The organism is Sphingomonas bacterium, from assembly GCF_903643035.1.
Lineage (GTDB): Bacteria > Pseudomonadota > Alphaproteobacteria > Sphingomonadales > Sphingomonadaceae > Sphingomonas.
The window spans coordinates 1-11,008 of record NZ_CAHJWW010000074.1 but is presented as its reverse complement, the minus strand read 5'-3'; the positions used below and the strand labels follow the sequence as shown (position 1 = coordinate 11,008).

The following is an 11,008-nucleotide window of genomic DNA, read 5'->3' as shown; positions in this document are numbered from 1 at the left end:
GACGACATCGCCGACCTGACGACCCGCCGGCCGGTGCCCGGCCCGGGCCTCGATCAGGTCGACCCGTTCCTGTTCCTCAATCATCACGGACCGCAGACCTACCAGCCGGGCAACAACGGCCTGCCGTTCGGGCCGCATCCCCATCGCGGCTTCGAGACGGTGACGTTCATCCTGACCGGCAGCCTCGCCCATCACGACAGCGGCGGCCACCAGAGCGTGATCGAGGCCGGCGGCGTGCAGTGGATGACCGCGGGATCGGGTCTAATCCATGCCGAGGTATCGCCGCCGTCGTTCAAGCGGCAGGGCGGCCCGCTCGAGATCCTGCAGCTGTGGGTGAACCTGCCGGCGCGGCTCAAGATGGCGACGCCGGCCTATACGGGCGTCCAAGCGGACCAGATCCCGGCGATCCCCATCGCGGACGGGCAAGGCACGCTGGAGCTGGTATCCGGCACGTTCGAAGGCAGGACAGGACCGATCCGCTCGTTGACCGGCGTGTTCATGTCGGTCGTTCGCTTGGATCCGGGCGCGCGCATCGACCTGCCCGCGCCACGGGGTCGAAGCGTGTTCCTCTACGTCGTGGGCGGAACGGTAGCGGTGGCGGGCACCGCGGTGGAGCAATGGCACCTCGTCACGCTGAACGACGACGGGGACGCGGTCGCGGTCGAGGCGACCACCGACGTCACGCTGCTGTTCGCCCATGCCGATCCCATCGGCGAGCCGGTCGTGGCGCAAGGCCCGTTCGTCATGAACTCGCGGGAAGAGATCGGCGACGCGATACGCGACTACCAGGCGGGCAAGTTCGACGGAGCCGAACCGCTGGTCGGCGTCGGGGCGTAGGATGCGGCGAAGCCATGCAGGAAAAGGCCCGGCGGATGACCGCCGGGCCAAGGTTACGCCAGGGGAGCTTCGCCGGCGTGTTCGGGTCGCGCAGGGCGCGGGATGGCTATCGAGCGTTCGAGACGGGCGTGGACGTGCCGTTGAGCGCGGCATCGTCGGGAGCGAAGTCGTTGTCGCCAGCCGCATTCGCCTCGACCGGAGCCTCGCCATCCAGCACCTGCACGTTGGTGGCGGTGTCGTTGCTCCCGGCGGCATCATGGCTGGCGCAAGCGGACAAGGATAGCGCGGCGGCGACGGTGGCAGCGGTGGCGATCAGCTTCATGTTCGTACTCTCCTCAGGTGAACCGGTTCAGTGGCCGCGCAGTCCACCAATGGTGCTGCGGGAAAGGTAGGGAAGTGTCGCGGGACCCTGGACGTCGAGGCCGGCACTGCGTCGCAGCGACGCGCCGATGAGGGTGAAGAAGGCGCGGCTGCCAGGCGAGCGGCCGGCATCCCATTCGGGATGCCACTGTACCGCCAGCACATCGCCACCGCACGGATTGGCCGAGAACGCCTCGATCAGACCGTCGTCGCTCGCCAGTGCCTCGACCGACAGGCCGAAGCCGAGCTGGTCTATGCCCTGTTCGTGGACCGAGTTGACCGTCAGCCGACTGGCGTTCGCGGCGATCGACAACAGGCCCCCATCGGTCAGTACCACTTCATGGCGGTGGTCGAACAACGTGTCGTACCCGGCATCCCAGGACCCCGAATGATGCCTCCCCGAGCAACGCTCGCTGGACAGGGTGCCGCCGAACAGGACGTTGATCTCCTGCAGCCCGCGGCAGATGCCGTATACGGGCTTGCCCGCCTCGATCATCCGTGCGGCGAGCGCCAGAGCGACCTCGTCACGTTCCTCGTCGAGGATGTGGGAGCCTATCGTACCACCATAGCGGCGCGGCGCGACATGCGAGCGCGAGCCTGTCAGCAACAAGCCGTCGAGGACGTGCGACACCGCCAGCATGTCCGTGACCTCGGCAATCGCCGGAACCAGCAACACCGTCGCGGCGGCGAGGATCGACAGCGGCTCGACGAAACGGCTGGCGACGACCTGCACCGGTCGCGCGGCCACCTCGTTGCAGCACAGGACGCCGATCACCGGCCTCCGCGTCGTCACGCCTCGCCCCGGCCAAGGGCGTTCCGGGCCTCGCTCGACGCCAGGTGGATCGCCTCCGGCTGGACCACGACGGCATCCGCGGCGACGTCCGACAACATCCAGACGTTGCCGCCAAGCGTCGCCCGGTCGCCGATGTGGACGCGGCCCAGGATCGTTGCGCCGGCATAGATCACCACGTCGTCGCCGACGATCGGATGCCGGGCGTGGCGAGTGGTGACTCCATCCGCCACCGGTCCGAAGGCGCTTCGCGCACCCAGGGTGACGTGCTGGTACAGCCTCACCCGCTCGCCGATGACCGCCGTCTCGCCGATCACCACGCCGGTGCCGTGATCGATGAAGAAGTGCGCGCCGATCGTCGCACCCGGATGGATGTCGATGCCGGTACGCTCGTTCGCCAGTTCGGAGATGATCCGCGCGACGATCGGCGCTCCCAATGCATCGAGCTGGTGGGCGATGCGGTGGTGCAGGCTGGCGATCGCGCCGGGGTAGCAGACCAGCACCTCGTCGACGCTGCGTGCGGCCGGGTCCGCGCGGCACGCCGCCTCGACATCGGTGTCGACCAGCCGGCGTACCTCGCCCAGCGTAGCTGCGAACAGCCGCACGATCGCCGCCGGCTGATCCGCGTCGAAGCTGGTGCGTGCTTCCGGCTGCCAATAGCCAAGCTCGCTGCCGATCTCACGCTCCAGGTCGGCGAGCGCGGCGATCAGCTTGGCGGCGACGAAGCCGTCGATCTCGGCCGCCGGGCCGCGGAACAGGCCTAGCCGACGGGGGTACAGCACCGCCGCGAGTAGCGTGACGATACGCTCGACGGCGGCCCGGGACGGGAAACTGTGGACGTCGCGACCTTCGTCGTGCCGTGCCTGCCAAGCGGCGCGGACACCGGCAAGCGAGGCGATGGCCGCGCCGATCGCCGAGGCTCCTTCGTCGCACGTCGGCGAGTGGGGTGGTGGTCTGAAAGTCAACACTGCTGGGGAACTCATCCGGGCATCTCCTGCCGGAGCATAACCTACGAATGCGATAGGATATGAAAGAAGATGTTGAGCAATGCGAAGCTGCGATGCGCCGCAGGATCGCCTGTCGAAAAATCGTTAGAAGTCGGCCGGGTCCGCTTGGATGGTCATTCGAGCAAGGCTCTGTTCCGCCGGCCGGCAAGCAAGCCACCACGAGTCCGATCGCGTCCGGACGGCTCAAGAGTCCAATTCGCATCCAGGTCGCCGACAGCCTGACCCGCGCGCTCGAACACCGGCTGCTCCGCTGGAACCCCGTCCATGCGAAGGTTTGAGGCATGACACAGCCCGCCCTGCGCCTCGTGGAACAGGAGAGGCGGTGCAGAACCGGCGCACCCGTCACCGTTCGCGACCTGTCGATCGCGCCGGGCGAGTTCGTGGCGGTCGTCGGCCGCTCAGGCTGTGGCAAGAGCACGCTGTTGCGCGCCATCATGGGTCTTGTGCCGATCGACGGCGGCAAGGTCGAAGTCTGTCATGCGAACGCCCGACTGGTGTTCCAGGAGCCTCGCCTGCTGCCCTGCTGGAGGCGGGTCGGATCGTCGTCGACCTGGCGATCCCGGTGCCGCGCCCGCGCCGCCACGGCGATGCCGCGCTGGCCGCGCTGGAGGGCCTGATCCTCGACCGGCTGCTCGCGCGCTGACCGCCATCGGGTCTCGCGGCGGGCGGACACGGTTCCCCTGCCCTCACCGCCACCGGCCTGCGCGCGGCGGCCACGATCAAGGACCTGAGCGGCGGCAGAGCCGCGCCCCACCGACGCGGCAGGTCCGATCCCGGGAACGACAGGTCCGCGATCCGACCGGCCTCTTCGAGGTGCGCACGACCGGGACCAGTGATCGTACCGATGCCGGCATCCGCCACGTCAATTGATCGAACGGCCCTAAACTCAGACTTGCGCCGGGCATAGGACAAGTGTGTTTCTAACCCCTATCTTGTAACTATGATTTAAGACGAAGCCAAGAACAGGGTGAGCCGGTCTCCTGATCCGCGTGATCGTCGACGTGTTCACGATAATCATATTACCATTTTGATGACTCTAGGTGGTCGTGATGCAGATGCGATGTCGATCCTGAAGCTATTGCGCTGCGTCCGGGTAGGTACGGGAGCTTTTCCGTTTCGCTATGTGGCTGGTGATTGAAAACGGATTCTGAAACGATCCGGGCTTAGCAGCGGTCGTGATGATCTGTTCAGGCCCGGAACGGATCATGGACAGTGGATACTTGAAATATCCCGTCGTCCGGGCGCTCGGCATCTGTGTGCCACCGCGCCTGATGCCGGCGCTTCGTCGCAGGGCGATGGATCCAGGCCGGTGCCGCGACTGCGGAACTGCGGGAAACTGCACAGGGAATTAGCTGCATGACCTTTGTCTTGTCTGCCGCGCCGACGGAGCTGAAGCGGATCGGCCGTGCCCGCGCCGGACGACTGGCGCTCGCCTCGCTCGCCGGCACCGCGCTTTCGGCCCCGAACGGCGCCACGGCCCAGGCGCTCCTGACTGCGCCCGGGCAGACGGAAACGGTCTCCGTCGCCTCGGAGGATGCGGGCTCCGGCAGGACGGGCGACGGAGAGATCGTCGTCACGGCACGCCGCCGCAACGAACGGCTGATCGACGTGCCGATCGCGATCAGCGCGGTCGGAGGCCAGGAGCTAGCGGCCAAGCATCTCGAACGTCTTGCCGATCTGACCGTTCGCGTTCCGAACTTCAGCGCGCTTCAGCAGAACACGCGGGTCTCCGGCCTGTTCATCCGTGGCCTTGGGGGGAACGCGAGCAACGATGGCGCGGAGGGCGGCGTCGGCCTGATCGTCGACAACGTGTTCTTCACCCATGTCGGTTTCAGCTGGCTCGACTTCGTCGATCTCGACAGCATCGAGATCGTACGCGGGCCTCAGGGAACGTTGCTGGGCAAGAACACGACGGTCGGTGCGGTGATCGTCCAGACCCAGAAGCCGAGCTTTACCCCATCCGCGTCGATAGCGGGAACGTACGGCAACTACGGTCTGTGGCAAACCCGTTCCAACGTCACCGGGCCGCTCACCGACAAGCTGGCGGCGCGTCTGACGGTCGCGAACACGTCGGGCGGCGGCTGGATCACCAATGCGGTCGACGGGGCCAAGTACCTCGACAGCAATCGCTGGTCCGTGCGCGGCCAGTTGCTCTGGCAGCCGGCGTCCGGCGTCTCGGATCGCCTGATCGCCGAACATTACGACACGTACGAGTACAACAACTTCTACCCCGTGGCCGGCGACATCCTGAGCAACCTGCGCCTCGACGGCTCCGTCCTGTCCGCACGCACGGCGAGCTGGACGCAGAAGGTGACGCAGAACCTCAAGCTGACACCCAATTACAACGCGCCCTACAACGCCAATTTCGACACGCAGGGGCGGCTCAGGTCGCGCGTCGACGGCGTGTCGAACGAGCTCAACGTCGATCTGGGCGGCCCAACCCTCACCTCGATCAGCGCGTGGCGCCGCCTGTACTTCCGGCCGTACAACGACAATGATTTCACGCCGCTGCCCGTATTCCGCAACGGCTTCGATGTGGACGTGAACCAGTATTCGGAAGAAGTCCGGATCGCCTCGCGATCGGGCAAGCCGATCGACTGGACGATCGGGGGCTATTACCTTCACGAGGACCTCGAAAGCAGACTGCGGACGATCTATTTTCCCTATGCCTCGGCGTTCTTCCTCGGGCCGACCGCCGCATCCGCTACCCTCAACGGACTGGAGGTGGATCGCGACGGCAAGCTGAAGGTCGACAGCATCGCCGGTTTCGGACAGGCGACCTGGCATGCGACCGACCGGCTCTCGCTGACCTCGGGCGTCCGGTATACAAGCGAGAAGAAGTCGGCGACGGTGGTCGGCTCCAGTTTCGGTGGATCGTCGCCACCGGCGGCGGTGGCCACGCCGGCCTACTCCATCGCGGCATCGGTCACTCACGGATCATGGTCGTGGCTGGTCAATCCGGCATGGCGGGTCAACGACAATGTCAACGTCTATGCCTCGGCGAGCTATGGCGAGAAATCGGGCGCTGTGAACACCGCCGCCACCGCGGCCCAATCCGCGGTGCTGATCGTCCAGCCCGAAAAATCCACGGACTTCGAGGCCGGCGTCAAGACAAGCTTCGCTGGCGGAAGGGCGACCGCGAACCTCAATCTCTACAACAACACCATCTCCAACTATCAGGACACCCAGGTCGATCAGAGCCAGCCGCTGCTTGCAGGGTATCTGGCCAATGTCGGCAAGGTCCGGCTGCGCGGCGTCGAGCTGGAGACGGCGGCCCAGCTGGGTCGGGGGTTCAGCCTGTTCGCCAACGGCGCCTACAACGACGCAAGGTATCTCTCCTACGCCAATGCGCCGGCGCCGCTCGAGTACCAGGCGTATCTCGCGACCGTGCAGGGCGTTGCCGCGGGCATCACCACGCTGTCGCTCACCGGATACCAGCTGCGCAATGCCCCCAGATGGACGCTGCAGGGCGGGATCGATGCCGATCATCCCGTATCGTCCAGGATCGCCCTCACCGGCTATTGGAACGTCGCCTATCGCAGCGGCACGAACCTGGTGAACCCACGGTCGGCCTTCTACCGCCAGCCCTCCTATGCGCTCGTGAACGCGGGCATCGGCGCGCGCACGACCGACGGCAGATGGTCCGCGCTGGTCTGGTCCAAGAACCTGTTCAACAAGCTGTACGCCGTCGCCTATTCGACCGCATCGGCGACCACGCCGATCCAGGAAGTGTTCGGCGACCCGCGCCGGTACGGCCTTACCGTGACACGCAAGTTCTGATGCGCGCGCCGCACCGCCGCGACCCGCGCGGACTTCCCGGCATCCTTTCGTAAGGTCCACCATGGCAACGGCTTTCGCACCATCCGCGTCCACGACTTCCCCCATGGTTCGCCCGGGCGTGACGGGCCACCTGCCGCGCGCCCGGCTGGCCGCCTTCGCGTCGGTCGGGCTGCCGGTGGGCGGCGCGCTTCTGCCGATCCAGATTTTCGTGCCGCAATTCTATGCGGCGGAGTTCGGCATTTCCTTGTCGGGCATCGGGCTGCTGTTCCTGGCGATGCGGTTAATCGACGCGGCGGCCGATCCGGTCGCCGGCGCGCTCAGCGACCGCACGCGGACGCGGTTCGGTCGCCGCCGGCCATGGATCGCGATCGGCGGCCTCCTGTTCGCGGTCGCGACCTGGCTGCTGTTCTTTCCCCCGCGCTCCGCCGGCCTTTCCTATCTTTGCGCGGTCCTGCTCATGTTCTCCGCGAGTTTCACGATGATCCAGACGCCGCTGTCGGCATGGGGCGCGGAACTCAGCGGGCGGTACCATTCGCGCACGCGCATCGTGACCTACCAGTTGAGCGCCTATGCGCTCGGCCTGCTGCTGATCCAGGTGCTGCCGACGCTGATCGACCAGGTCCGCCCCGACGACGGGCAGCTGAAGATGGCGGCGATCGGCGGCTTCATCCTCGTCACCCTGCTGCCGGGTCTCGCGTTGACGCTGACGTCGTTTTCCGAAGCGCCGCTGCCGGCGAGCGTGGCGCCGCCCCAGCCCTTTCTCGCTACCGCGCGGCTGATCCTCGCCGATGGCCTCCTGCTGCGCATTCTCGGCTCCGACGTCGCGGTGCGCACCGGGCAGGGCATGCGCGCCGCGCTCATCATCTTCTTCGCCGTCTCCTACATGGGCCTGCCTCGCTGGGCGTTCGGGCTGTACCTGCTCCAGTTCGTGTTCGGGCTCGCGGCGGCGCCGATCTGGCTGCGGATCGGGTATCGGATCGGCAAGCATCGCGCCGCGATCGCGGGCGAGCTGGTGCAGGTCGCGATCAACCTGGGGCTGCTGTCGGTCTTTCCGGGCGACCTGGGGCTGCTGATCGGGCTGACGGTCGCGCAGGGGCTGTCGCAGGGATCGGGCAATCTGATGCTGCGCGCGATCGTCGGCGACCTCGCCGACCGCCACCGGCTGCAGACAGGCGTGAACCGGACGGGGCTGTTCCATTCGGTCTTCAGCCTGTCGGAAAAGGCCGGCACCGCGCTGTCGCTCGGGATCGCGCTGCCGCTGGTCGCGTGGTTCGGTTTCGTCGCCAGGGGGAGCAACCCGCCGGCGGTGCTGGAGCATCTGAAGCTCGTCTTCGCGCTCGGCCCGGCGCTTGCCCACATGGTGTCGGCCGCGCTCCTCTACCGCTTTCCGCTCGACCAGGCGGCGCATGCGTCGATCGAGGCGCAGCTCGCCGGGCGTGACCTCGCTTTCCCCATCCACCCCGCCTGAAGGAGACCAGAGATGACCATCATCAAGCACGACTTCGTCAACACCGCCGCAAGCGACGGTCCGCTCGACATCATCCCCACCGCCGGACGGATCGGCGCGGAGATCCGCGGCGTCGCGCTCGGGGCCGGGATCGACGATGCGACGCTGGACGCGATCCGCGCGGCGCTGTTGCGGCACAAGGTCATCTTCTTTCGTGGCCAGCATGCGCTGGACGATGCGGGACAGGAGGCGTTCGCCGCGCGGCTGGGCGACCCCGTCGCGCACCCGACCGTCCCAGTGGCGCCCGGCTCGCGCTTCCTGCTCGATCTCGAAAGCCGCGAGGGGCAGGCCGCATCGAGCTGGCACACCGACGTGACCTTCGTCCCGGCCTATCCAAAGGCGTCGATCCTGCGCTCGCTGACGATACCGCCGGCCGGTGGCGACACGCTGTGGGCCAATGGTGTGACCGCCTATGAGTCGCTGCCCGCGCCATTGCGGACGCTCGCCGACGGGCTGCGGGCGATCCACTCCAACCTCTACGACTATGCCGCGATCAAGCCGGATGCGACGGACGCCGCGACCGAACAGTATCGCAAGGTCTTCACCTCGACGGTGTACGAAACGGAGCATCCGGTGGTGCGCGTCCATCCAGAGACGGGGGAACGGGCCTTGCTGCTCGGCCACTTCATCCAGAAGTTCGTCGGGCTGAACCAGGCGGATTCGCAGCGACTGTTCGCGATCCTGCAAGACCATGCGACCTTGCCCGAGAACACGGTGCGCTGGCGCTGGCAGGTGGGCGATGTGGCGGTGTGGGACAACCAGGCAACGCAGCATCGCGCGATAGCCGATTTCGGCAGGCAGCTGCGCCGGGCGACGATCGCGGGCGACGTGCCCGTGGGCATCGACGGCGTCGCGAGCCGCGCGATCAAGCCTGAGCCTGTGGCTGCCGCAGGGTGAGGCGTTCGGGCCGGCGCGGACGCCGGCCCGCTGTTCCGGGAGAAGACCGATGAAGCCCATGTTCGCGCTGCTCGCGGCGTCGCTCGCCGCCACGGCATCCGCCGGAGCGGCGCAACCGGCGAGACAGCCCAATTTCCTCGTCATCGTCGCCGACGACATTGGCTGGTCGGATCTTGGCGCGTTCGGTGGCGAGATCGCGACGCCCAATCTGGACGCGCTGGCTTATGGTGGCGTGCGGTTCACCGGCTTCCATACCGCGCCGACCTGTTCGCCGACGCGGGCGATGCTGATGAGCGGCGTCGACAATCATGAAGCCGGGCTCGGATCGATGGCTGAACTGCTGGTCCCGGCTCAGCGGGGCCAGCCGGGGTACGAGGGCTATCTCAACGATCGTGTCGCCTCGATCGCCGAGCTGCTGCACCAAGGCGGCTACCGCACCGTCATGGCCGGCAAATGGCACCTTGGCCTGTCACCGGAGCGCGGTCCGGCGGCACGCGGCTTCGAGCACAGTTTCGCCCTGCTCGAGGGGCTCGCCAACCATTTCGGCGCGGACCAGTCGGCAGCCTGGGCGGCGATCGGCGCGGCGCCGACCTATCGCGACGATGGCGCGATTGCCCGTTATCCGACCGGGCGCTTTTCCGCCGATGTCTATGCCGACCGGCTGATCGACTATCTGGAGCGCGGCAGGGACGATCCGCGCCCCTTCTTCGCCTATCTCGCCTTCACGACGCCGCACTGGCCGATGCAGGCTCCGCCCGAGGACATCGCCCGTTACAAGGGCCGTTACGACACCGGATACGAGGCGTTGCGCGCCGAGCGGCTGGCGCGCGCAAAACGGCTGGGGCTCGTCGCGGCCGACGTTGTGCCGCATCCGCTCGAGGAGGCAAGGCCCTGGGCGACGCTCACGACCGGGGAACGTGCCGCGGAAGCGCGCACGATGGAAGTCTATGCGGCGATGGTCGATCGTACCGATCGGGACGTCGGCCGCGTGATCGAGGCGTTGAGGCGGACGGGCCGCTACGACGACACCGTCATCGTGTTCCTGGGCGACAACGGCCCGGAAGGCGGCACGATCGATCATCCGCAGCAGGCGGACACGCAGGCGAAGCTCGCCACCCTCGGCATCGACAACAGCCTCGCCAACATCGGGGCCGCGACGTCCTATGTCGGCTATGGATCGGGGTGGGCTCAGGCGAACTCGGCTCCGTCCTGGCTGTTCAAGGCCTATACGACCGAAGGCGGCACCCGCACCGCGGCCTTCGTGGCGGGCGCCGGCGTCGCCGGGCATCGTATCGCGGGGGCCGACCTGTCGGTGATCGACGTCGCCCCGACGTTGCTGTCGCTGGCCGGCCTTCGACAGCCGACAAGCTTCGCGGGGCATCCGATCCTGCCGCATGAGGGGCACAGCCTGGCGCCCCTGCTCGCGGGCCGGACGGACGTCGTCCGGGGTCCTCAGGAGGTGGTCGGCTCGGAACTCTTCTACCGTCGCGCCGTGCGGCAGGGGGACTGGAAGGCGGTGTACCTGCCGCGCAATGCCGCGATCCGGGGGCGGACAAGCGTCGGCGACGGACGTTGGCGGCTGTTCGACGTTGCACGCGACCCGGGAGAGACTCGCGACCTGGCCGCCGCCGAACCCCGGCGGCTTCGGACGCTGACCGTGGCCTGGGACGTCTATGCCAAGAACCACCAGGTCGTCGTCCCGCCCCGCGACGAACCGATCCCGGTGCCCGTGGCAGGCGACGAGCGGTGATGCGCGCCGCGCTCGCCACGGGAGCGGCGGCCGTCCTGGCATCCGCCGTGCCGGCCCCTCCGCCCGCGCCGCGCTGCGCG

Annotated in this window: 9 protein-coding genes; 6 read left to right on the top strand and 3 right to left on the bottom strand. The window is 67.6% G+C overall.

Translation table 11 applies throughout. The features are described 5' to 3' along the window. On the top strand, positions 1–837 hold an 837-nt coding region (locus HUV01_RS06675), incomplete at its 5' end, for a pirin family protein (RefSeq protein ID WP_174297522.1). 106 nt (positions 838–943) lie between these two features. On the opposite strand, the gene HUV01_RS06670 is transcribed toward HUV01_RS06675, so the two are convergent. From HUV01_RS06670 to epsC, 3 genes are read right to left on the bottom strand one after another with little or no spacing between them, the layout of a single operon-like run. After that, on the bottom strand, positions 944–1,159 hold the full coding sequence (locus tag HUV01_RS06670) for a hypothetical protein (RefSeq protein WP_174297521.1): 216 nt from the start codon (positions 1,157–1,159) through the stop codon (positions 944–946). 27 nt (positions 1,160–1,186) lie between these two features. Further along, complete coding sequence (locus tag HUV01_RS06665) at positions 1,187–1,990, bottom strand: gamma-glutamyl-gamma-aminobutyrate hydrolase family protein (RefSeq protein ID WP_174297520.1); 804 nt, start codon at positions 1,988–1,990, stop codon at positions 1,187–1,189. Beyond that, the gene (gene epsC / locus HUV01_RS06660; protein ID WP_438827152.1) at positions 1,987–2,955 is read right to left on the bottom strand and encodes a serine O-acetyltransferase EpsC; all 969 of its coding nucleotides are present in this window, start codon (positions 2,953–2,955) and stop codon (positions 1,987–1,989) included. Before epsC ends, HUV01_RS06665 begins: the two co-directional genes overlap by 4 nt. A 320-nt stretch (positions 2,956–3,275) precedes the next feature. Between epsC and HUV01_RS06655 the strand changes: the two genes are divergently transcribed. The 5 genes from HUV01_RS06655 (at position 3,276) to HUV01_RS06635 (ending at position 10,928) form a co-directional block, all read left to right on the top strand. Continuing rightward, a complete protein-coding gene (locus tag HUV01_RS06655; protein ID WP_174297518.1) occupies positions 3,276–3,611 on the top strand; it encodes an ATP-binding cassette domain-containing protein in 336 nt (111 codons plus the stop codon). A gap of 739 nt (positions 3,612–4,350) precedes the next feature. Continuing rightward, a complete protein-coding gene (locus HUV01_RS06650; protein WP_174297517.1) occupies positions 4,351–6,774 on the top strand; it encodes a TonB-dependent receptor in 2,424 nt (807 codons plus the stop codon). A gap of 103 nt (positions 6,775–6,877) precedes the next feature. Next, complete coding sequence (locus HUV01_RS06645) at positions 6,878–8,242, top strand: MFS transporter (RefSeq protein WP_254606429.1); 1,365 nt, start codon at positions 6,878–6,880, stop codon at positions 8,240–8,242. A gap of 12 nt (positions 8,243–8,254) precedes the next feature. After that, positions 8,255–9,178, top strand: a complete 924-nt coding sequence (locus HUV01_RS06640; protein WP_174297515.1) for a TauD/TfdA dioxygenase family protein — start codon at positions 8,255–8,257, stop codon at positions 9,176–9,178. A 49-nt stretch (positions 9,179–9,227) separates the two neighbouring features. After that, on the top strand, positions 9,228–10,928 hold the full coding sequence (locus HUV01_RS06635; protein ID WP_217430936.1) for an arylsulfatase: 1,701 nt from the start codon (positions 9,228–9,230) through the stop codon (positions 10,926–10,928). Positions 10,929–11,008 lie beyond the last annotated feature (80 nt).